Source organism: Agrobacterium bohemicum, from assembly GCF_002896715.1.
Taxonomy (GTDB): domain Bacteria; phylum Pseudomonadota; class Alphaproteobacteria; order Rhizobiales; family Rhizobiaceae; genus Agrobacterium; species Agrobacterium bohemicum.
In genome coordinates this window covers 78,605-102,029 of the sequence record NZ_PGEL01000027.1, presented here as the reverse complement: position 1 = coordinate 102,029, position 23,425 = coordinate 78,605, and the positions used below count along the sequence as shown (strand labels likewise).

Below are 23,425 nucleotides of genomic sequence, written 5' to 3'. Positions count from 1 at the left end.
TAGGTCAAAAGGTTACGATCGCTCAAGCTAATCTCGGGCAAATAAACCAAGCATTAACCATTCGCGACATAGATTGACCCTACACAAAGCGGCCATTTCGCCAGGGAAAGTATCATGTATTCGCGCTTCTTTTCGCTACTGGGCGGACTTGCCGCCGTTATGTCCGTCAGCGGCGGACTTGCAGTTTCCGACGTTCAGGCCGCATCCCGCGATGACGTCTTCTTCGGCTCCGTGGCAGGCGTTTGGTCCGGTCCAGGCGAGATCGTTGCCGGAAAATACAAGGGCACGAAGTTCACGTGCGATCTGACGGGCGAGCCGCTGGGCGACAAGGAAACCGGCATCAAGCTGGGCGGCACATGCCGCGTCGGCGTATTCAAGCAGCCGATGTCCGCCGTCATTGCCAAAAAGGGCAATAGCTACGAGGGCAAATTTCTCGATGGCTCAGAAGGCAAGGGACTGGATATCGTGTCCGGTCAGGTCAGCGGTGACAAAGTCGTCGTCGGCATCAACCGCGCGAAGCTGAACGGTGCCATGGTAGCACGCGTCACCGACAACACCTCGATGAACATCACCATTTCCGTAAAAGTCGCGGACCAGATGGTTCCAGTCATCGGGCTGACGCTGGCGCGCAATGTCGACCAGATGGCGGTTGGCTCCATCAAGCAGTAAGCCTTCCGGGTATATCATTCGTTCGAGAACGGGAGTGTCCACCACTCCCGTTTTTNGTTTGCCATACGGATACCGGTCTTGTCGGCATTTTCCAGCCAGTCGGTCACCGACCTGCCATTGACCATTATCTGCGGCGCAATATCGGCCAGCGGCATCAGCACGAATGCGCGCTCCGTCATGCGTGGATGCGGAATTTCCACTCTTTCGGTCTCGATCGTTTTGTCGCCATAGGTCAGTACATCGATGTCGATGGTGCGCGGCCCCCACCGCTCGCTGCGCACCCGTTTCATACCGCGCTCTATATCCAGACACAGGTCCAGCAGCTCCTCGGCCGTAAGCGAGGTTTCGACCGTTGCGCAGCAATTGAAGAAATCGGCTTGATCCGTCTTTCCCCATGGCGGCGTGCTGTAAAGCTGAGAGACGGCCAACAGGCGACAGTTTTCGTGGTTTGCAAAGGTGTCCAGCGCCTGTGACATGGCGGCAGGCGGATTACCGATATTGCCACCCAAACCCAGCGCCGCCAGGGTCATGCCATCAGCCATGCTGTTCGACGCTCACCTGTGCGTAGTCCAGAATGCCAGGTACGGGTGCGGATGGCTTGCGAACCGTGATCTTGACCCGCACGATTTGTGGATACCGTTTGCGCAATGCGGTCGCGACGTCATTTGCCAAGGCCTCGATAAGGTAACGCCGCTGACCGGCGACGATCTTTTCGATGACGTCGAAGGCAACGCCGTAATCCACGGTATTTTCGATATTGTCAGTCTCCAGCGCGTTTCCCGCCTCGACCTCCATCTCCGCATCCACAAAGAAACGCTGCCCCAGCGTCTCTTCCTGCTCCAGCAGGCCATGGCGGGCAAAAANCGAGCAGTTCTTCAAGACTATCGTGTAAAGGCTCATAACCGCCCATCCCCTTTGTTTTTCTTTTGTCTCAGAACGGCGTCGGCAACAGCCAGAGCGTCTCTGGTCATCTCCACATTGTGTACACGAAAAACGATCGCCCCNGCTATGCGAAGTATCGCCGTGGTCGCGGCAGTCCCGATATCGCGATCCTCGGCTCCGTCGCGTCCCGTCAGAGCGCCGATAAAACGTTTGCGTGACGTTCCCGCCAGAATAGGCAGACCGAAGCGGGAAAGCTCATCGAAACGCGACATCAACAGAACATTTTCATCCGTGTCCTTGGCAANTCCAAAGCCGGGATCGAGTATGATGGCGCTGCGGGAAATGCCCGCCTTATCCGCAATATCCAGCGAAGTGTTGAGAAAAGCGAACTGATCGGCAATCACATCCGGCAATTTCTCACGCTCGCGGCCCGTATGCATGATGCAAACCCNTGCCCCGGTTTCAGCGACGACATTAGCCATAGCAGCATCTTTTTGAAGACCGAAAACATCGTTGACGATATGCGCGCCGGCCTCCACCGCAAGCCTCGCCGTCGAGGCGCGATAGGTGTCTACAGAAATCAAGGCGTCCGTTACGCCAGACAGCCTCTCAATAATTGGCAGGACGCGGTCCTGCTCTTCCTGCTCACTCACACCAGCCGCGCCGGGCCGGGTCGATTCTCCGCCGATATCGATGATGTGTGCACCCTTGGTCACGCAGTCCAAAGCGTGCGCAATGGCCAGATCGGCCGCAAGATATCGCCCACCGTCGGAAAATGAGTCCGGCGTGGCATTGACGATAGCCATAATAAGGCCATCCCCATCAAGTTTCAGGGAGCGCCCGTGCGCGACTTGCCACACATTGTCACTGGCTGTTATCACGTAACATCACGCCTTTCCGGAATAACGGAGTGCCCGCCATTCATATCGTCTTCACTCCGCCTGCACCCCCGGTTCATAATTCAACACCGATTGTCACAGAGTCTCCTGCGCATAGTGGAAGCATTGGCTCTATGGCGCAATCACCCTCGAAGTTCAACTGGAAGGTCCATTTGTCCCGTATGGTCTGCGCTATAGCTGCCGGTGCGACTTTGCTGTCCTCACCACCACAGGCACGCGCCGAAACGCTCATGAGCAAATCCTTCTCCTACTTCAAAGTCGGTGGACGGACAGCTGAAGATCTGGATCGTGAATTATCGCACCGTGGCCCGATGACGAAGGCCACCGGCGCACGCCATCCCGGTGCCACGGAAATCAAATTCGGTGGTGAGTTGACCTATGTCGAGAAGAACGGTCGCTGTGGCGTCGGCACGGTGAAGGTGACGCTGCATACGAAAATCCTGCTTCCCCGCTGGACGAACCGGCGCCGCACCAGCGCAGAGCTTGGCCTGATATGGGATACGCTGGCTGCCGATATCAAACGTCATGAAGAGCGCCACGCCGAAATTTCCCGCACCTACGCACGCATGTTGGAAAAGCGGCTGCAATCCCTTCGTCCACAGACAGAATGTGAGGACATGCAAGCGCTTGTCACCAAAACGACGCAGGAGGTGATGGCGGCGCACGACAAGGACCAGTTGCGCTTCGATATCGTGGAATCGAAAAACTTCGATGCGCGCATGACACGTTTGCTGACACATCGAATGCAGCAGAACACATCCGCGCGATAGTTCATGCAGTTGGAATAATACCGGGCACTTGCGGAATTTTCTTAAATCGATATCTCAGCGAGAGATTGAGCACTGAGTGCGCTTCGCCGGATAATGATCATTGAGTTCTAGTCGTGGATGCAATTGCACGACTCACGTATCAATGAAGGCGGAAATACCCTTAATTTGATCATTGTGCCGCGACTGTCGTTTTTGCTCTCCCGGCGCGTCCAGAACCGCAGGTGCCTCCTCCTTCGCCTGATGGTGACGTGCCCACCTCGCCTCGCTTGTCCGGCAAAACGGAAGGCGAGGCTTTTTGTGGCTGACAAGAGTTGACGGGTGCCGATCAGCCCTGACGTTCCGGTACGTGCACGACCAGACCATCCAGCGCATCCGACATCTTGATCTGACAGGAAAGCCGCGATGTAGGACGAACATCGAAGGCGAAATCCAGCATGTCCTCTTCCATAGGTTCAGGCGGACCGACCCGATCCGACCATGCATCGTCGACATAGACATGACAGGTTGCGCAGGCGCAGGCACCACCGCATTCGGCGTCGATGCCGGGAATGGAGCTTCGAACGGCAACCTCCATGACGGTAGAGCCGTTGCTCACATCAAGGTCATGCTGCGTGCCGTCGAAGGCAACGATGGTCAGTTTGGTCATGTCGGGCAATCCAGAAACGTGTTGAGAATGTTTCTAAACAAATAGAAAGACCGGCCCCGCTTGGCAACCCGTGAATGCGGTTGCCAAGCGAAACCGGCCTGAAAAGATTTGTGCAGAGAAAGACTAGCGGCAGAGCTTCAGGATGAAATTCTCGGCTTCGATCACGGTCGTCGCGATTTTGGAAAGCGCGGCCACATCTCGGCTGCCGCTTTCAATGGCCTCGGCTGCTGCCGCCACCTGAAAAGCCCCTACAGCATCTGCCGAACCCTTTAGACGATGCGCGATACCCTTCATCTCAATTTCGTTGGCGGTGGCGAGATCATGCAACAAGGTACGCGCATTGCGCGTAAAGAGCTGAAGGATTTCGATCTCCAACTCCTTGTCTCCCATCGTCTGGCGCGACAGGTGTGCGAAGTCTATGGGCTTGCTGCTCATTCGCTGTACGCCGCCAAAATTGTCTGGGGCATCAAATGCTATACTCACCGCTGCCATTTTAAAGTTTCCTCGGTTGGATCATGTTTCTTGTTTNGAGGCACATATGTGCTGGTTCTACCCAGGTAAGCCTAGGATGAGATGAAAATGGGGCATGAGAACCGTGGAAATCTTCCGCTATGGTTAATTTATGGTAAGCTTATATGAAACAAGGCTTTCAGCGCGCCGCTAGAGTTTAAAAACTGTTAACAAACCGCCACTTGGCCAATGCGCTCTTGTGGCTTAATTGTTTAAAAGCCTCGAATGTGTCACTACGGTACTGCCGTCTCGCATGACCTAAGTCCGGTTACGTGAATTTCGGTGCGTAAATTGGTTTGTCTGTGTGCCTGATCACCGGCTCTCAGGGAATTGGTAAGAAACGAGGCACTATATACCCGCAAGGTATCGTGTCTTGAGGCATGATGGCGGATATCCCTGAGCAAGGCGGCGATGGGGTGCACGGCATGAGGCCGGGCGTATATGTAACGAGGCGTAACCGCATGGCGAATAATAAGATCAGCGACTCGATTGACGAGACTGCATTTCAGGCACTTGAAGATGCCTTGCAACTCGGCGCGTACGAAACCCAGCCGGAGCCTCGCAAGAGGTCCACTCCAAAGTCTGCGGAGGCCAGAGTGCCAGAAAAGCCAAGAGCGCCTGAAAGAGAAAAGACACGCCCCGCGGAACAGCCACAGCAACAACGACCTGCCGCTGCCGAGCAAGCCCCGAGATCGCCATCTCTCGAAGCAGCCAATGACGGCTCAAAGCGCAGCCCTGCCATGATCCTCAAATCCTTGGACGCTGGTTCCGTGACGGGCGCACTGCGCAATGCAGGCATTGTTTCGGTTTTGTGGGCCATTGCGGGTGCTGGCCTTGCACACGTCCTTTACGGAAACCTGATCTGGAATGTCAGCTCTATTGCGGAGCTTTTTGCCGTTCCCGGCGTCATGGCGATCATCATCGGCGTCATCGTTCCGATCATGCTGTTCTTTGCCTTCGCCCTCATGATGGCGCGCGCCNGCGATCTGCGCAACGCTGCACGTTCCATGGCCGAAGTCGCACTTCGCCTCTCTGAGCCGGAAACCATCGCGTCCGAACGCATCATGTCCGTTGGTCAGGCCGTTCGCCGTGAAGTTTCCGCAATGAACGATGGCATCGAGCGCACGATTGCCCGAGCCACCGAGCTTGAAACGCTCGTCCATTCCGAAGTCAATGCTCTCGAGCGCAGCTATGCCGACAATGAAACCCGCGTCCGCAGCCTCGTTGAGGAACTCAGCGCAGAGCGCGACGCCATCATCAATCATGCAGAGCGTATTCGCTCGTCCATCATGGGTGCACAGGACCAGATCAAGGAAGAGCTCTCCATCGTCGGTGAAGAGCTTTCGATGCGCCTGGCGACCAGCGGCGAAGCTTTCGCCTCGCTGATAGATACGCGGTCCGCCGCGCTTCTCGAAAAGTCGCGCGCCTCTTCGGAAGCCATGGGCAGCCTCATTGCCTCCAAGACCGATAATCTTCTCAAGGCACTGAATTCTTCTGGCGCTGCCATTTCGAACGAATTCGATCTGCGCCTGCACGATCTCAGCACGACACTGGATGATCGTGGCCGCCTGCTTCTGGACCAATTCGCCACACAGGCGTCCAATATCAGCACGGGCACGGAAAACCTCAACAAAACGCTGGAAGAGCGCACCCGTCTTCTCAACGATACGCTTTCCAAGCGGACGCTCGAACTCGGTCAGAACATCGAGCGCGGCCAGGCCATCATTGGCGGCTCGCTGGATAATGTTCTCGACAAGCTGACAACGACACTGGAAGAAAAAGGCCTTTCGTTCCGCCAGAACCTGCAAAGCTCCGCCGATGACGCGATCATGGATCTCGACCTGCGGTCGGGCCTGTTCGAAGAAAAGCTCCAGACCACGGTTGGCCTCGTCAACTCCGCCTTCGATGAGCGCGTGGCCGAATTCACCAGCGCCTTCGATCAACGCGCAGGCAGCCTCGACAGCAAGCTGATGGAAAGCCTCGCCCGTATCAACGAAACCGTTGCGGGTGGTACCGATAGCATCGACGGCACGCTGAACTCCGGTATCGAACGCCTCAGCACCGCTCTCACCGACCAGTCGTTTGCGCTGGCAACGACTCTGGGCACCAGCCAGGAAATGCTGGAAAGTACGCTCGAAAATCACACTCGTGATCTGAGCAATGCCATTGGTGCCCGCACGGCGGAAATTACCGGTGCATTCAGCAATACACATCAAAATATTGATGCCGTATTCCAGGAGCGCAGCAACGCTTTGTTCAGCGCCCTCACCGCCAGCCAGGAGCGTTTCGACAGCGCGCTGGCCAGCCGCACGGAAAGCATCACCGGCTCCGTTTCGGGCTCAGCCGAACATCTGGCAGCTCTTCTTGATGAGCGCGCCGCTGCCATCAACAGCATCGTTGCCGATGTCGAGCGTCGCCTGACAGAAACCCTCGACAGCCGTGCCGCCGCCATTACCGGCGCCGTCTCGGGCGTCGAGGAACGTCTGGCCGACACGCTCGATGTCCGTACAGCCGCAATCCACCACGCCGTTGCCGGTGTGGAAGACCGTATTGCCGACACGCTCGAAAGCAGAACAGCGGCTCTCGCCAATGTCGTATCGGGTGCCGAAACGCGCATCGCGGAGACACTGGATAGCCGCACCTCGGCTCTCAACAGTGTCGTATCGGGCGTCGAAGAACGCATCGCAGATGCGCTCGACAGCCGCACCATGGCGCTGGACATGGCGTTTTCGACGGCAGAAGAACGTCTTGCCGAAACAATCGACAGCCGCACGGGCGCGCTGACAAGTGCCGTTTCAGGTGTTGAAGAGCGTATTGCAGACACGCTCGATAGCCGCACAATGGCCATCGACATGGCATTCTCGTCTGCGGAAGAACGTCTGGTGGAAACACTTGACACCAGAGCAGCCGCACTCAACACGGTTGTTTCAGGCGTCGAAAGCCGCATCTCTGATACTATTCAGAATGGCACGACGGCACTGACCAACGTCGTCAGCGGCGTTGAAGACCGCATTGCCGAAACCCTCGATAGCCGCACGGCCGCCCTGAGCAGCGTCGTATCCGGTGTCGAAGAGCGGATCGCGGACACACTCGACAGCCGCACGATGGCCATCGACATGGCATTCTCCTCTGCGGAAGAACGTCTCGCTGAAACCATGGATAGCCGCACGAGTGCGCTGAACAGCGTCGTTTCCGGCGTCGAAGAACGCCTCGCGGACACACTCGACAGCCGCACGATGGCTATCGACATGGCTTTCTCCGGTGCAGAAGAGCGTATCGCCGAAACCATGGATAACCGCACGAGCGCGCTTAATAGCGTCGTTTCCGGCGTCGAAGAACGCCTCGCCGATACCCTCGACAGCCGTACAATGGCTATCGACATGGCATTCTCCGGTGCGGAAGAGCGTATCGCTGCAACGATGGATAGCCGCACGAGCGCACTCAACAGCGTCGTTTCCGGTGTCGAAGAACGCCTTGCCGACACACTCGACAGCCGTACCATGGCCATCGACATGGCTTTCTCCGGTGCGGAAGAGCGCATCGCAGAGACATTGGATTCAAGAACGGCTGCGCTCAACACGGTTGTGTCGGGCGTTGAAAACCGCATTTCCGAAACGCTCGACAGCAGAACGGCAGCGCTCAACAGCGTGGTTTCCGGCGTTGAGGAACGGATCGCAGACACACTCGACAGCCGTACCATGGCCATCGACATGGCATTCTCATCTGCCGAAGAGCGCCTTGCCGAAACCATGGACAGCCGCACGAGTGCGCTCACGAGTGCTGTATCCGGCGTTGAAGGACGCATTGCAGATACACTGGATAGCCGTACCGTTGCCCTCACCAACGCAGTTTCCGGCGTGGAAGAACGCATCGCGGACGCACTCGACAGCCGCACAATGGCCATCGACATGGCGATATCAGGCGCCGAAGAGCGCATGACTGAAACGCTGGACAATCGCACCGCTGCGATCACCCAGTCCGTCGTTGGCGCAGAGCAGCGTCTGGCCTCGACCGCTGCTACCCTTGATGAAGCGCTTTCCGTCGGTCATCTTCGCCTCGACACGATGCTGGGCGTTCAGGCCAATGCCATCACCAGAACTGTAGAGCGCAACAGCGATCTGATAGAGCAGACCGTCGGCATTGCCGCCACCCGCATCGAAACCGCCATCGAAGGCGGCGCAGGCCGCTTCTCCGAGACGATGGAGAGCGGTGTATCGCGTATGGAAANCAATCTCGTTTCCTCGCACGACCAACTTCGCACAACGCTCGACCAGCATCACGGCGCGCTGAGCGACACGCTTGGTGCCGCGCAGGAGCGTATGAGCGACCTCCTGTCCGAACAGGCAATGTCCATCGGCACTACGATCGCTTCGAGCGCNAGCATGCTGGAAATTTCCCTCGAAACACAGCAGGAAGCGCTTCAGCAGACCATCGACACCAGCGGTGCCAACCTCGAAGAGCGGTTGCGCAACAGCGCCAGCGATGTGGCGATCAAGATGGGCGATGCAGCCCGTGAAATCGGTAGTGCCGCTGACACCCTGTCGTCACGTGTCGAGCAGTCCGTCAGCCAGGTTTCCACGCGTCTCGATGAGACAGGTGCCCAGCTGGAAAGCAATATTGGTGCGCTGCAGACCCGGATCCAGACCGATCTCGGTAACGTCAATGCATCCATAGAAGATGCCAGCCGCAAAATTTCCGATACGTTGGACGGCAAGACGGAGATTTTTGTTCGCACCAGCGAAGACGCCACGCAGCGTATCGCCAGTGTCTTCGACACCGGCACGGCTCGCATCGATGAACGCCTCGGTACGATGGATCGCGCACTGAACATCGGCCTCGAAAATGTCAATCGCACCATTGAAGGCAAAGCAACGGGCCTCGCCGTCAGCTTGCGTGACGCTGTCGTAAACGCGGCGGAAACGATGGATGGCGAAGCCAATCGCTCGGCTGAACGTCTGGCCAAGACCGGTTCGGAATTTGCCGATCAGGTCCGGGCGCGCAATGATGAGTTCGCGAGCGCCATCGAACAGCGCTCGAATGAAATCGTCGGGCGCATTTCCGATGCCCAGGGTCGCCTCTCCGGCCAGGCCGCAGCCGTCGCACAGACCTTCTCGGAAGCTGGCAACGCCATCGTCAACAAGGTTGCCGAAGCTGAAGCCATCGTCCGCTCGCAGGTTGGCGCCATTTCCGACACGCTCTCAGGCGTCGAAAGCTCACTCGATGCGCGCGGCGAGTCCATTCGCTCGACGCTCGATACCCGCACCCGCGAACTCAACTCGATGCTGGCGAGCCGTTCTGCGGAACTGTCCCGCCTCATAGAAGAAAAGGCAAAGCCCCTCGTCAACGAATATGCGACGATTGGTCAAAACGCCGCCGAGAAGATCGTTACTGCCGCGCAGCAGAGCGCAAGTCTGCTAGCCGAAAGTAACAGCGGCATGGCTCAACTTGTCGAACAGGCAATTGGTGATTACGCCAAGGCTGGCAACGAGGCTGCCGACCGTCTGGTCGATGCCACTCGTCAGAGCACGGCCAAACTGTCGGAAACCCATACCGGCATGGCGAATGTCGTGTCTGACGCGGTCGACAACCTCAATGTCGCAGTCGTTCGTGCCACTCAGGAATTCCGCGCGGCAGACAACTCTCTCAACACGGCTGCGTCCAGCTTCTCGGAATCTGCATCCCGCGCGTCGGATATGGTGTCCAGCTCCAGCCGCCTGCTGGAGGGAAAGATCGATCGCCTAGCCAATATCTCAGGTCAGACGCTTTCGCAGGTCGCAGGCATCGTCGGTCGTTTCGAAGAACACTCCACCGTTCTGTCACAGGCCTCTGAACTGCTTAGTGCCGCACAGACGAGCCTTGCAGGCACACTGGAAGAACGCCAGGAAGCCCTGCGGTCGCTCTCCGTTGGCCTCCTGACCCGCTCCGAAGAAATTGAAACCTCGATGCGCGGCGTCATGAGCGCTGTCGAGCAGACAATTGCGCAGGCGGAGCAGCGTTCGGCAAATGTCGCTGGCAACCTTCGCGAAAATCTGGGGTCCACCTTCGATCAGATCGGTCAATCGCTCGACGAAACCGAACAGAGAGCACAACAGGCAGCGCAGAATATGCGTGGCGCGCTTCTCTCTGCCGGTCAGGACGCCAGCCGCTCCATCGAAGGCACGATGGCCAACGCGCAGAAGTACTCCGATGAGCTGGTCAACCGTCTTCGCGGCGGCGTTGCCTCCTCGCTATCTGATGTCGACAAGCTGATGGGAAGCGCGACAGACAAGTCCAGCGCTGCCGCAGCCGTCATGCGCGAAACATTGCGCGAAGCGGTTGAAGAAGCCGTCACTCGCTTTGCCGGCGCAACGGACGAAATCCGCCGCTCCAGTGTCGACATCCGCAAGGAACTCGACTCGACCCGTGCGGAACTGAAGCGCGGTGCCTTTGACCTGCCGGAAGAAGCCAAGGAAAGTGCGGCTGCTATGCGCCGTGCCGTTTCCGAGCAGATCAAGGCGTTGCAGGACATTTCCCAACTCGTCGGTCGCTCGACGCAGCAGCTGGAAATTTCCGAACCGGCAGCCCGTGCCATCGCTGCCACCAAGCCTGCTCCGGTTCAGCCGCAGCCACGCGCCGAAACGCGCGAACAGCCAGCCCAGGTCGCAGCACCGGTTGTCGCGGCTGCGCCCGTCGCAGCCCGCCCAGCCCCGCAACCACAGCCGCAGCCACCAGCTCCGGTCACGGCCTCTGCACCTGTCATACGCAACACGGCGCCGCTGGAAACTCGCCCGGTACCGCCACAGGCAGGTTTTGCCGCACCTGCTCAGCGCCGCGAAGAAGGTGGTGGCTGGATCAGCGATCTCCTGCGCGGTGCCTCGCGTGATGGTCAGGATGTGACGGGCCAAACTGCGCCCACGCCGCGTCCTGCTCAAGAACCGCAGACCCGCGCCACGGACAATCGCAATCCCCGCCATGTCGTGGAGTCTTTGAACTCGCTGTCTGTCGATATTGCTCGCGCCATCGACCACGATGCATCGGTGGAATTGTGGGGCCGTTACCAGCGCGGTGAACGCGACGTGTTCACGCGCCGCCTCTACACGCTCAAGGGCCAGCAGACATTCGACGAGATCAAGCGCAAGTATGAACGCGAAACGGAATTCCGGACCGCTGTCGATCGCTATATCTCCGATTTCGAAAAGCTGCTTGCTGACGTCGCAAGGACAGACCGTGACCGCACCGTCACGCAATCATACCTCACCTCAGACACCGGCAAGGTCTATACCATGCTTGCGCACGCGGCAGGACGCTTCAGCTAAGGCGCAGACATCTCGAATATAAAGCCCCGAAGAACAATTCTTTGGGGCTTTTTCTTTGGCTGTATATTAGCAATGAGCTTGAAGCGGTTCTGCCGAAGCTCTATATCACGCCCACGGGGACGACCCNGGCATGATGATTGAAACTCGGGACGACCCGATACATCGGGAGTACCCCCATGCGTTCCATCAAAGACCGCGTTCGCCACGCCATTTCCTTCGAAATCATTGGCCTTCTGCTGATCATACCGCTCGGCGCTATCGCCTTCGAGATACCCGTGACGGACATAGGCATCGTCGGCATCGTCAGCGCCACAGCGGCAACCATCTGGAATTACCTCTATAATCTCGGCTTTGACAAAACCATGCAGCGCTGGCGTGGCACGACGCAAAAAACGATGCTGGCGCGCGTGGCACATGCGGTCATTTTCGAGCTGGGCTTGCTGGTCGTTCTCATGCCATTCATCGCCTGGTATCTGAACGTCAGCCTCATCCATGCCCTCGTCATGGACGTGTCCTTTGCGCTGTTCTACGTCGTCTATGCGTTTGTTTTCAACTGGTGCTACGACCGGCTGTTTCCTTTGCCCGAATGGAACACCGAGCCTCTGGCGAAGCGCTGACCCCATCGCCACGAATCAAAACGCCGTGCGTTTCGCAACGCACGGCGTTTGTTCTCAAATGCGATGTCGTCAGAGAGACCGCAGCGTCCAGGCGACAATCTCTCGTGAGGTCGATGCAAACGCGTTGTCGAGCGCCTTGACGAAATTCGCATTGCCCGAACCGCTGACGCGGGCGGTGGAGCGGAACACCTCCTGCGCTTTCACGGTGCCGTTCTTGTCGTTCAGCAACTTCACCGAAATTTCGATCGTCGCAAGGTTCTTTGCTGTGTCGACCTCAAAGGCGCGGATATCGGTAACGACCTGATAGTCGATAGCGAGACCCTGCCCGGGACGGCCGACGCCGCCGAGCTTACCTGTGTCCTCGAAGGCTTCCACGAGCTTGGATTGCACCATGCGTGGCAGGCGATCGCTCCATTGCGAACTGCCCAGATATTGCACTTCCGAGCCTGAAAGGCGCACAACGATATTCTCGCTGTCCAGCGCCTTCAGGGCCGTTGGCTCGGCAATCAGAAGCTGGCGTGAGCGGAACGATGGAGCCTGCGTCACAGTGCCCGATGACACGGACAGATCAAACGTGTCGTTCTTGGCAGCACCGCCGCAACCGGCCAGAAGGCCAGCCATAAGAGGCAGCATCATCACAATTTTGGTCGGGGCCGAACCCTGCCAGCGCATCAGCGAAACCTTCAATGTCCTACCCCCGTCAACGCCTTGTCCGGCCGTCATACTGTTTCACGTTCTCGCCGCCAAAGATCAGGCGCTGCGGATCGCGATCGAAATTTGTGATCGTGTTGTTCAGATTGTCGACTGTCTGGCGTGTGCTGCCAATCAAAGCCTGGAAGTCTTTCAGGCCCGAACTGGAGAACCGCGCCAGATTGTCGGCGATAGGACCAACGCGCATATTGATATTGTCGGCGACGGCCTTGAAGGAGGCAAGCGTCTCACGCGCCTTGGAGAAAAGCGAATTGGCATCATCGGTTCCAAGCAATCCGTCAACTTTCGCCAAAATACCATCAACACGGCTGGAAGCCGCATTCAACTTGCGCGACATATCGGTGAAATCGGCAATTGCCTGATCAATATCAGGGCGACGGGTGCCGACATCATCTGCGATCTGGCGGAAGGTAGAGATTGCCTGACGAACGTCCGAAGTGGCCGCAGCGACATCTTCCACGGCGTTGCTGACCTTGCTGGCGTCAACCGATGCAAGCAACTGGTCCGCACGTTTCACGACAGTCTGCACTTCCGCACTTGCCTGCTCGAAATTGCGTGACGTGCGCTGCACGGTCGACATGATGTCCTGAATTCCACCCGAGGATTCGGCGACATCAGACGTCACCTTGTCGACATTGGTCAGGATCGAATCGATCTTTNCCGAATCGACGGATTTCACCAGCCCCTCAACTGCCGTCAAAGTGCCGTCCAGACGAACGGAAACGGATTGTACGGTCGTTGATAGAGAACTCAGGCTTTCCAGAAAGTTCTCGATACCGTCTGAGTTGGAGGCAAGCGCATCTGAGAATTTTTCGGCATTGCGAACGGTCTGCGTCAAAGGCCCGCGCGCATCCTGTACGAAGCCCTGCAACTCACCAATGGCACCGTCGGCGCGTTTCAGTATCTTGTCAGCCGTTGCCAGAAGGTTGGTCACGCTTGAGAGGTCAGCGGTCAACTCAGCAGGTACGCCGGTGTCGAACGACTTCTGCAAAATCCGCTCTTCATTGTTGCGACCGCCGGAAAGCTCGATATAGGCGGCACCTGTCAGGCCCTGGATTTCCAGCACCGCACGGGTGGAAGGAAACACCGGCGCGTCGGCCTGCACCTCCGTAAACGCAATCGAGTAGGCGGGATCATCGCGGTCGATGGACAGGCCGCGAACCGTACCCACGGGAATACCGTTGAACCGCACCGGCGAACCGACGGAAAGACCATTGGCAGAGCCTGGAATGCGGATTGTCAATTGAGCAGTCGGACCACCACGCCCGAATTCGGCCATCCAGTAGACGAAACCGAAAGCGGCAGCGATCACGATCAGCGTGAAAATTCCCACAATGGTGTAGTTTGCCTTGGTTTCCATGACTTACTCGTCACTCCCCGGAATGTGTTGCGTGCCATCAGGAAGGACGACGGCACGTGCCCGCTTNCCGCGGAAATATGATTGAACCCAAGGATCGTCGCTTTCGAACATTTCCTCGAGTGTGCCTTCCACTGCAACCTTATTGTTGCCCAGAACCGCGATGCGATCACAGACCGAAAACAGACTGTCGAGATCGTGCGTCACCATGTAGACGGTCAAACCCAGCGAATCACGAAGCCGCGCGATCAGCATATCAAATTCTGCCGCACCGATGGGGTCTAGGCCCGATGTCGGTTCGTCCAGAAAANCCAGATCCGGGTCGAGAGACAATGCACGTGCTAGGGCCGCGCGCTTGATCATGCCACCGGACAATTCAGATGGATATTTGTCGGCAGCATCCGCTGCCAGGCCAACCATATCGATCTTCAGAGCAGCAAGCTCGTCCATCAGTGACTGCGGCAGGTCGAGATACTCGCGCATCGGCAGCTGAATGTTCTCTTTCACCGTCAGGCCGGAAAACAGCGCACCCTGCTGAAACAGCACACCAAGGCGGGTATCGAGCCCCATGCGCTCCTCGTCCGTCGCCTTGTCGTAGTCGGTCCCGAGAATCTTGATGGTACCGCCCTGGCGCGGAATGAGGCGCAGAATAGCGCGCATCAAAACGGATTTNCCAGCACCGGATGGACCGATGAAGCCAAGGATTTCGCCGCGATAGACATCGAGATCGAGCTTGTCCAGAACAACCTTGTCACCGAATGACACGGTCGCCCCTTCAACCGAGAGAACGACCTCACGATCCTTGTTTTTGCTTTTCGTTGTTTCGTGATCCTGCAACAGCATCTCCCTAAAAATCGATAGCTGCATAGAAGATGGCGAAGACGCCATCGACCAGGATCACGACGAAAATGGATTTCACGACTGAGGACGTGACATGCTGACCGAGGGATTCGGCACTACCACCCACCTTCATACCCTCGACCGCTGCAACAATGCCGATGATCAACGCCATGAACGGCGCCTTGATCATGCCAGATGCAATGGTGGAAATTNCCACGGCGGAATGCAGGCGTGACAGGAAAACCTCGAACGTGATGCCAGAATAGAGCAGCGAAACGACTGCAGCCCCGAACAGCGCAGCAAAGTTGGCGATGATTGTCAAANGCGGCAGCGCGATCGTCAGCGCGACCAGACGCGGAAACACCAGCACGCCCACCGGATTGAGGCCGATGACCTTCAGCGCGTCGATTTCCTCGCGCATTTTCATCGAGCCGATTTCGGCGGTGATCGCGCTTCCCGAACGGCCAGCGATCATGATGGCGGTCAACAGCACACCGATTTCACGCAGTTGCAGAATACCGACAAGGTCGACCACGAAGACTTCAGCACCGAAATACCGCAGCTGGAACGCACCCTGCTGGGCAATGATCGCACCGATCAGAAACGACATAAGCAGAATGATCGGGACGGCCCGAACGCCCATATGATCGATCTGGTTGACGATGGCGGCAGGAGAAACACCGCGCCCACGCCCCAGCTTCATCTGCGCGCCGCGAACAGCGGAGCCCAGAATATACATGCCCGCCAGAAAATCAGCGCCTGCCTGAACGACATTCTTGCCGACAGGCGAGAAGATGCGTTCGCTCAGACTGTGTTTGGTCGTGTCTTTGGGTGGCAGAGGCGCTTCTTCCGGCAGAGAGGATATGATCCCCTCGACCTGTTCATTGCCCTCGAATGCCACCTGCCCACCGGCTTTTCCCAGCCTGTGACGCATGCGCTGCAACAGCCATGCGCCTGTCGTATCGATGTTCTCGACACCCGAAAGATCGACCACGATCGAACCGTTGGCGCCAGATTTTTCGATTTTTTCAATGTCGCCAAGAACCGAACTGACATGAGCGTTGCGCCATGAGCCAGTCAGAACGTAACGCGCAGAGCCGCCGTTCGCGTCGTTATCCGCCGAGATCGCTGCCGGTTGCGCCGGTTGCCGTGCTTCAGGTTCTTGCATCTTGCTCCAAGCGAATGCAGCTTATTAAAGATTCCGTAACGATTCATACCGATTGACGGATCACCAAGCCACAGCGATCCGGGGGNATTTCGTAGATTTATTGTCAGTTACCGTGTTTTACATCCAACTAAAGGGTAATTTCGATGGGCCGTTACCTCGAAGCCACAGCTGAAGTCTTCCCGGTTGCGGGCAGCTTCACCATTTCACGCGGAAGCCGCACAGAAGTGGTCGTCGTCGCCTGCTCGATTACGGAAANTGGCATCAAAGGTGTCGGCGAGTGCGTGCCTTACACCCGATACGGCGAATCAATCGATGGCGTTCTTGAGGATATCAGGGCAGTTTCGCATGCCGTGTCCAACGGCATCGACCGTTCCGAATTGCAGCACATGATGAAACCGGGTGCGGCCCGCAATGCGGTCGATTGCGCGTTGTGGGATCTGGAGGCGAAACTGTCAGGCACAAGCGTAGCGTCCAGGGTTCTGACGGCGTCACCAAAGCCCATTGTCACCGCCTACACGATTTCTCTGGGCGAACCTGATGCCATGGCTGCCAAAGCCGCGGAGAATGCCTCGCGTCCCCTTCTGAAAATCAAGACAGGCACTCAGGATGATGAGGCACGTCTGCGCGCCGTTCGTGCCGCCGCGCCACACGCAACCATCATCATCGATGCGAACGAAGGTTGGACGGAACACAACATCGGGCATCATTTCGCCGTGGCGAAAGAGCTGAACATCGCGCTTATCGAACAACCGTTACCCGCTGGCAAGGATGCCATTCTGGCGCAAATCGAAAGGCCAGTCGCCATCTGCGCTGACGAAACTGTGCATCTGACGACCGATCTAACCGCGCTGCGTGACCGCTACGACGCCATCAACATCAAGCTGGACAAGACCGGCGGCCTGACGGAGGCACTCGTCATGAAGAAGGAGGCGGAGCGACTGGGCTTCATCATCATGGTCGGATGCATGCTGGGCACATCGCTCGGCATGGCACCTGCGCTTATGCTGGCGCAGGACACCGCCTATGCCGATCTCGACGGGCCGCTACTGCTCGTGCGGGACCGCGTTCCCGGCATGCGGTATGAAGGATCGCTCGTTCATCCACCAGAACCGGAACTGTGGGGCTAAAGAATCAGGCCGCCTGTCTGCCGAGCAATCCAGCGATATTCACCGGCTCAAGCTCACGCACCGACGTCTCGACCTGATCGTCGGACTTCATCCATGTGATCAGCTCGAAGGTTCCGTCGGCATTTTCGGCAACCGCCGTACAGCTTTCCACCCAGTCACCGGTGTTGATGTAGCGGATACCGTCCATATCCTCCATCACCGCGTGGTGAATGTGGCCACAGATAACACCGTCGACATTGTTGCGGCGCGCTTCATCGGCCACCACACGCTGGAACTCGCCAATGAAATTGACGGCATGCTTCACCTGCTGCTTTGCCCAGGCAGAGAACGACCAGTAAGGCAAACCGATACGGCGGCGAACGGCAGCCAGCAGCACGTTGATGGCAATCGCCGCATCATAGGCCCAGTCGCCGAGATAGGCGAGAAGGCGCGCGTTGCGGACCACGACATCGAACTCGTCACCGTGAATGACGAGGTATTTCTTGCCGTCCGCAGCCTCATGGATCATCCGCTCCGCCACTTCGATACCGCCGAAGTGAGTACCGGGAAACTCCCGTAGGAATTCGTCGTGATTGCCAGGGATGTAAACGATACGCGTGCCCTTGCGCGCCTTGCGCAGCAGCTTCTGCACGACATCGTTACAGCCTTGCGGCCAATACCAGTTACGGCGCAGTCGCCAGCCGTCGATGATGTCACCAACGAGAATAATCGTATCGGCTTCGTGGTAGCGCAGGAAATCCAGCAGGAAATCCGTCTTGGCTGCTTTGGAGCCAAGATGCACGTCGGAAATGAAAAGTGTTCTGAACTGTCTGGCTTCGGTTTGCGCGGCCATGGAACTCTTCCCCCTTGTCTCGGCAACTTTCTTCTCCTGCAAANCCAGACTCGTGTTTCAGCAAGATGACAACCGGCCATTTCTGAAGGAAACTCTCGTTTTAAGCCGTGTGAAAAGTACCGCTTTTGGGTGTCGTAGATGAAATAAACGGCTGTACGCACCTGCCGATTGTTGTATGCAAAGGCCTCCAATAAACTTGAAATAAGCGGTGATAGAATGAGTTCTCAGGACACGGGCAAGACGCAAGACAAAAACGCCAATGCGGATCTGGAACAACAGGCACTTTTCTACCACCGCTATCCGCGCCCGGGAAAACTGGAGATTCAGGCGTCCAAACCCCTTGGAAACCAGCGCGATCTGGCGCTTGCCTATTCGCCCGGCGTTGCTGCCCCCTGCCTTGCCATTCACGAAANCCCTGAAATGGCCGCCGAATATACCGCGCGCGCCAATCTTGTTGCCGTCATTTCTAACGGTACGGCGGTTCTGGGCCTTGGCAATATCGGCCCTCTCGCCTCCAAGCCCGTCATGGAGGGCAAAGCGGTTCTGTTCAAGAAATTCGCTGGCATCGACGTTTNCGATATCGAAATCGATGCACCCGGCATCAACGACATGGTGTCCACAATCTCGGCGCTGGAGCCGACTTTCGGCGGCATCAACCTTGAAGACATCAAGGCACCGGAATGTTTCGAAGTGGAGCGCCAGCTTCGTGAGAAGATGAACATTCCCGTGTTCCATGACGACCAGCATGGCACCGCCATCATCGTCGCCGCGGCTGTGACTAACGCACTGGAACTTGCCGGAAANTCGCTTGCAAACGTCAAGATCGTTGCATCGGGCGCAGGCGCTGCAGCGCTCGCCTGCCTCAACCTGCTCGTCGTTCTCGGCGCCAAGCGCGAAAACATCTGGGTCCACGATATCGAAGGCCTCGTTTATGATGGCCGCAACAGTTTGATGGACGAGTGGAAAGAAGTTTACGCGCAGAAGACCGACAAGCGCGCCCTGAACGAAACAATCGATGGCGCCGATGTCTTCCTCGGCCTCTCCGCCGCCGGCGTGCTGAAACCCGAGCTTCTGGCCCGCATGGCGGAAAAGCCGCTCATTCTGGCACTTGCCAACCCAAATCCTGAAATCATGCCGGAACTCGCACGCTCTGCGCGCCCGGATGCGATGATCTGCACGGGTCGTTCCGACTTCCCGAACCAGGTCAACAATGTGCTTTGCTTCCCCTATATTTNCAGGGGCGCACTGGATTGCGGCGCGACCACCATCAACGAAGAAATGAAAATGGCCGCCGTTCACGCCATAGCCGAGCTGGCGCGTGAGGAGGTCTCTGAAGTCGCGGCAAAGGCCTATAGCGAAGAGACCCCCGTCTTCGGCCCCAACTATCTCATTCCATCGCCGTTTGATCCGCGTCTCATCCTGCGTATTGCGCCAGCCGTTGCGCGTGCTGCTGCCGCAAGCGGTGTGGCCGCCCGCCCGATTACCGATTTCGACGCCTATCTGGATCAGTTGAACCGCTTCGTCTGGCGCTCCGGCTTCATCATGAAGCCGATCTTCAATCTGGCCAAGACTGCCGAAAAGAAGCGCATCATCTTTGCCGAAGGCGAAGACGAGCGTGTACTTCGCGCGGCCCAGGTGCTGCTGGAAGAAGGAACCGGCGTTCCAATCCTCATCGGCCGTCCGCAGATCATCGAGACGCGCCTGAAGCGTTTCGGCCTGCGTATTCGTCCTCACGCGGACTTTGCAGTGGTCAACCCCGAGGATGATCCGCGTTACCGTGAATATGTCGATGACTACTTCGCGCTGGTCGGTCGCGCCGGTATCAACCCGGAAGCAGCCCGCACAATCGTGCGCACCAACAGCACCGTCATCGGCGCGCTGTCGGTCAAACGCGGCGAAGCGGATGCCCTGATCTGCGGTCTGGAAGGTCGCTTCGACCGCCATCTGCGCGACGTGAACCAGATCATCGGCAAACGCGAAGGCGCCCACGCATTCGGCGGCCTCAGCCTGCTGATTACCCAACAAGGCGCGATCTTCCTCACCGACACTTTCGTCAATTACGAGCCGACTTCGGAAGACATTGCCGAACTTGCAATCCTTGCCTCCAAGGAGATCAAGCGTTTCGGTATCACGCCAAAGATCGCGTTGGTCAGCCATTCGAATTTCGGCTCGCGCGATTCGGAAAGCGCCCGCAAGATGCGCCGTGCCCTTCAGCTGGTGCGCGATGCGGCGCCGGAACTGGAAATCGATGGCGAAATGCAGGGCGGTTCGGCCCTGTCTGAAATTCTGCGCAAGCGCGCCATGCCAAACAGCGCCTTGTCGGGCGAAGCCAATCTTCTGGTCTTCCCGAATCTCGACTCGGCCAACATCACGCTGGGCGTCGTCCGCACCATGACAGAAGGCCTGCATGTCGGCCCGATCCTGCTCGGCTCCGCTCTGCCCGTTCACATCCTGTCACCAACGGTGACATCGCGTGGCGTGGTCAACATGGCAGCGCTTGCAACGGTTCAGGCCTCGCACCCTTCGGTGTAAGGCCGGGTTAACGTAATTTTGAACAGGCCCTTGCCGCTTTGCGGCACGGGCTTATGTTATCCTGAACGCATAAACATGCTTCGCATTCCGCGGACGATGATCAACAGGATATGACCTGCATGATGGCAGGGCAGGAAACGGACGGACCATTGATCCCGCGCCGCAGCCGTTTGATCGGCACATTTTTCACTCTCATGCTTGCAGCACCCCTGTCGGCGCAGGCCAGTGCCGTCTGTGATGGGCTGCGCCAGCAGCTCACTCAGCCAACGCGCATCATCGGCAACACGGCCGAGGTAAGACGTTACGCCAATGCGCTGGCGCAACAGAATATTCTCATTCGTCGGATCAAGAACGATATGCGCGGCTACGGCTGCTCGTCAGGCAGCGTCATCGTCTATGGCAATCCAAACGCCGAACTCTGCGGCGAAATCGGTGATGCGCTGGTTCAGGCCGAATCCGACCGTGCCATGATTGCGGAAGATCGAGACCGCATGCTGGCCTCGCAGCGCGATGAGAACGCGCAGGACAGCCGCGAACGCATCATGGCAGCACTGGATGCGCAGGGTTGTTACGATGAGCAACCGCCATCCTTCGCCACGACCGATCCTTCGCAACAACCGGATATGGGCGGCACGGTCGACCCCTTCGACAGTCCCGATAATCAGGACTACCGCCCCTCGCCCGACATGCCCATGCAAGGCGGATTAAGAACGCTTTGCGTGAGAACATGCGATGGCGCGTTCTTCCCGATTTCCTCGAATGCCACACCGCTGGATTTCCGCGCGCAGGCAGCCCAATGCGAGCGCATGTGCCCCGGCACCCAGACCGAACTGTTCTACCATTCGCTTCAGGGTCAGGAAAGTTCGGACATGGTATCGGCCAAAACGGGCGAACCCTATGCCTCCATGCCAACAGCCTTTGCCTATCGCAACAACGCAGGCACCAGTCGCTCGCCATCCTGTAGCTGCAACATGGCCGCCTATCACGACGAGATGAAAAAGCAGGAAGATCAGGCAAAAGCACCGCAATCGACCCCGTCACAGGAGATGTCGAGCATCACGACCATTACGTCACCGAAGAGTGACACAATGCCGAAACCTGCTGACATCAAGCCCGAGGAGCCGAAGCCGGTGGAGAAGGCAGAGCCTGTTCCTGAGCGGGAATACGACCCCAACAACAGCAAGGTCCGCATCGTCGGCCCGCAGTTTCTGCCCGCAGAAACGAGCCGTATCGATCTGAAAAACCCAGCGCTGAAAGGCGCACAGCCGCAGCAAAGGTGACCTTACTTTNCGCCCCACCTATCGCGAAACACAAGTTCCTCCAGCGGCAGTCGCTGCCGCCAGCCTTTGACCGCCAGTTCCGGCTCGTCATAGAGCATATCGACCTTGCCGACGCATAGCCAAGCAACGATTTCGATGTGTTCGGGGATGGCGAGAATATCGCGGATATCGGCGTCGTGGAAANTGCTGACCCATCCGACACCGATGCCTTCCGCCCTCGCGGCCAGCCACAGGTTCTGTATGGCGCAGACGGTGGAGTAGACATCCATGCGCGGATTGTGGGTTCGTCCCAGCACCACGTCGCCGCCACGGGTCGGGTCGCAGGTCACGCAGATCGACAATGGTGCCTTGCGGATGCCTTCGAGTTTCAGGCTGCGATAAAGAACTTGCTGCTCCTCCCCGAACATCTCTGCCGCCTCCGCATTGGCGCGGGAAAATGCCTCCCACGCGCGCTGCCTCACGGCTTCATCGGTCACGAGTGTGAAATTCCATGGCTGCATGAAGCCGACAGACGGCGCCGCATGGGCAGCCCTCAGAAGTTTTTCTACCAGCGCGTCGGACAGTGGCTCGTCCAGAAACTGGTCCCGCACGTCACGGCGGGTTTCGATAGCGCGGTAGACGGCGATCTTATGGTCGTCAGAAANTTCATGCGCCGGCACAAGCCCGCGCTCGAGGTCATCAGGTCGCATCGTCAATCCCCAACAATGCCGAGGCCGGACACATCCGCATCCGGTATCTCGAAAAACCTCGCGCTGTCCAAGCGGTTGGTCTGTTGCATCAGGCCGGTCTTCTGACTTGGCTTCGCTCGCATGTTGCCGCCTTCCCGATCTCTCAGTGGCCTATGGCAACACGCGTCCACCTTACAGCGTTGGGCACGTCACGGAATTTCACCGCGTTCCCGATTCTCCTACCGCAAAGCAGGCACCTGATGCAGGCGTTATCGCGAGGCAAACGCGAAGAAGCAAGACAATCCCGTGTCATTTGCCAACTGATGCCGGAACCCTCCAGCCCGCTGACGCATTCTCCCTGCACAATGGAGGACATCTTATGGATAATTATGCCGAACTTCGCGAGCGCATCGGACAGGATCTTGATACGCTCAAGAAAACCGAAAMCCCAAAATCCATTTTCGAGATCGCAGATGATTACCTGCTTGGCGATCCTGACCTGAAACGACAGGTCGTTGAAGATATCATCAAGGAAGAGGCCGACAGGCGAAGCATTGAAATCCACTGACCCAGACCAGATATCTGAGCAGAATATTCAATAAANGATGCGGGTGATACCATC

At 57.7% G+C, this 23,425-nt stretch carries 19 protein-coding genes and 1 riboswitch; of the genes, 8 read left to right on the top strand and 11 right to left on the bottom strand.

The features are described from left to right. Nucleotides 1-114 precede the first annotated feature (114 nt). Complete coding sequence (locus CUC55_RS15920; RefSeq protein WP_067642795.1) at nt 115-669, top strand: hypothetical protein; 555 nt, start codon at nt 115-117, stop codon at nt 667-669. Between the two features lie 14 nt (nt 670-683). Here CUC55_RS15920 and folK read toward each other — a convergent pair whose 3' ends face one another. The 3 genes from folK to folP all read right to left on the bottom strand — a co-directional run bounded on the left by folK (nt 684) and on the right by folP (nt 2,432). Beyond that, complete coding sequence (gene folK, locus CUC55_RS15915) at nt 684-1,199, bottom strand: 2-amino-4-hydroxy-6-hydroxymethyldihydropteridine diphosphokinase (protein ID WP_103088760.1); 516 nt, start codon at nt 1,197-1,199, stop codon at nt 684-686. Between the two features lie 4 nt (nt 1,200-1,203). After that, nucleotides 1,204-1,569: a dihydroneopterin aldolase gene (gene folB, locus CUC55_RS15910; protein WP_103088489.1), complete on the bottom strand. Its 366-nt coding sequence runs from the start codon at nt 1,567-1,569 to the stop codon at nt 1,204-1,206. Next, nucleotides 1,566-2,432: a dihydropteroate synthase gene (folP, locus tag CUC55_RS15905; protein ID WP_483415372.1), complete on the bottom strand. Its 867-nt coding sequence runs from the start codon at nt 2,430-2,432 to the stop codon at nt 1,566-1,568. Before folP ends, folB begins: the two co-directional genes overlap by 4 nt. A gap of 131 nt (nt 2,433-2,563) precedes the next feature. Between folP and CUC55_RS15900 the strand changes: the two genes are divergently transcribed. Beyond that, on the top strand, nt 2,564-3,220 hold the full coding sequence (locus tag CUC55_RS15900) for a DUF922 domain-containing Zn-dependent protease (RefSeq protein ID WP_082760100.1): 657 nt from the start codon (nt 2,564-2,566) through the stop codon (nt 3,218-3,220). A gap of 325 nt (nt 3,221-3,545) precedes the next feature. On the opposite strand, the gene CUC55_RS15895 is transcribed toward CUC55_RS15900, so the two are convergent. After that, a complete protein-coding gene (locus CUC55_RS15895; RefSeq protein WP_067642786.1) occupies nt 3,546-3,866 on the bottom strand; it encodes a 2Fe-2S iron-sulfur cluster-binding protein in 321 nt (106 codons plus the stop codon). A gap of 123 nt (nt 3,867-3,989) precedes the next feature. Then, nucleotides 3,990-4,358 (bottom strand): Hpt domain-containing protein, encoded by a 369-nt coding sequence (locus tag CUC55_RS15890; protein ID WP_067642783.1) that lies wholly within the window; start codon nt 4,356-4,358, stop codon nt 3,990-3,992. A 479-nt stretch (nt 4,359-4,837) separates the two neighbouring features. Here CUC55_RS15890 and CUC55_RS15885 point away from each other — a divergent pair, with 479 nt between their 5' ends. After that, nucleotides 4,838-11,671: an apolipoprotein A-IV repeat region-like domain-containing protein gene (locus CUC55_RS15885; protein ID WP_103088487.1), complete on the top strand. Its 6,834-nt coding sequence runs from the start codon at nt 4,838-4,840 to the stop codon at nt 11,669-11,671. A 176-nt stretch (nt 11,672-11,847) separates the two neighbouring features. Then, nucleotides 11,848-12,288, top strand: a complete 441-nt coding sequence (locus CUC55_RS15880; protein ID WP_067642777.1) for a PACE efflux transporter — start codon at nt 11,848-11,850, stop codon at nt 12,286-12,288. A 69-nt stretch (nt 12,289-12,357) separates the two neighbouring features. Here the strand turns inward: CUC55_RS15880 and CUC55_RS15875 are convergent, their stop codons facing one another. From CUC55_RS15875 to CUC55_RS15860, 4 genes are all read right to left on the bottom strand, one after another. Next, a complete protein-coding gene (locus CUC55_RS15875; RefSeq protein ID WP_067644128.1) occupies nt 12,358-12,960 on the bottom strand; it encodes an ABC-type transport auxiliary lipoprotein family protein in 603 nt (200 codons plus the stop codon). Between the two features lie 28 nt (nt 12,961-12,988). Further along, nucleotides 12,989-14,359 (bottom strand): MlaD family protein, encoded by a 1,371-nt coding sequence (locus tag CUC55_RS15870; protein ID WP_103088486.1) that lies wholly within the window; start codon nt 14,357-14,359, stop codon nt 12,989-12,991. A gap of 3 nt (nt 14,360-14,362) precedes the next feature. Beyond that, on the bottom strand, nt 14,363-15,199 hold the full coding sequence (locus CUC55_RS15865) for an ABC transporter ATP-binding protein (RefSeq protein WP_103088485.1): 837 nt from the start codon (nt 15,197-15,199) through the stop codon (nt 14,363-14,365). Nucleotides 15,200-15,203: 4 nt separating this feature from the next. After that, complete coding sequence (locus CUC55_RS15860; protein WP_103088484.1) at nt 15,204-16,364, bottom strand: ABC transporter permease; 1,161 nt, start codon at nt 16,362-16,364, stop codon at nt 15,204-15,206. A 143-nt stretch (nt 16,365-16,507) separates the two neighbouring features. On the opposite strand from CUC55_RS15860, the gene dgcA reads away from it, so the two are divergent. Continuing rightward, nucleotides 16,508-17,491, top strand: a complete 984-nt coding sequence (dgcA, locus tag CUC55_RS15855) for an N-acetyl-D-Glu racemase DgcA (RefSeq protein ID WP_103088483.1) — start codon at nt 16,508-16,510, stop codon at nt 17,489-17,491. Nucleotides 17,492-17,495: 4 nt separating this feature from the next. On the opposite strand, the gene CUC55_RS15850 is transcribed toward dgcA, so the two are convergent. Next, nucleotides 17,496-18,323, bottom strand: a complete 828-nt coding sequence (locus tag CUC55_RS15850; RefSeq protein WP_067642762.1) for a UDP-2,3-diacylglucosamine diphosphatase — start codon at nt 18,321-18,323, stop codon at nt 17,496-17,498. 216 nt (nt 18,324-18,539) lie between these two features. Between CUC55_RS15850 and CUC55_RS15845 the strand changes: the two genes are divergently transcribed. Further along, nucleotides 18,540-20,855 (top strand): NADP-dependent malic enzyme, encoded by a 2,316-nt coding sequence (locus tag CUC55_RS15845; protein ID WP_103088482.1) that lies wholly within the window; start codon nt 18,540-18,542, stop codon nt 20,853-20,855. Between the two features lie 119 nt (nt 20,856-20,974). Beyond that, complete coding sequence (locus CUC55_RS15840) at nt 20,975-22,135, top strand: DUF2865 domain-containing protein (RefSeq protein WP_245303718.1); 1,161 nt, start codon at nt 20,975-20,977, stop codon at nt 22,133-22,135. Nucleotides 22,136-22,137: 2 nt separating this feature from the next. Here CUC55_RS15840 and bluB read toward each other — a convergent pair whose 3' ends face one another. Beyond that, on the bottom strand, nt 22,138-22,824 hold the full coding sequence (bluB, locus tag CUC55_RS15835) for a 5,6-dimethylbenzimidazole synthase (RefSeq protein WP_103088481.1): 687 nt from the start codon (nt 22,822-22,824) through the stop codon (nt 22,138-22,140). 74 nt (nt 22,825-22,898) lie between these two features. Then, a riboswitch (cobalamin riboswitch) is annotated at nt 22,899-23,079 on the bottom strand. Nucleotides 23,080-23,182: 103 nt separating this feature from the next. Here bluB and CUC55_RS15830 point away from each other — a divergent pair. Beyond that, nucleotides 23,183-23,371, top strand: coding sequence for a hypothetical protein (locus CUC55_RS15830; RefSeq protein WP_103088480.1), 189 nt, complete (start codon nt 23,183-23,185; stop codon nt 23,369-23,371). Nucleotides 23,372-23,425: the final 54 nt, after the last annotated feature.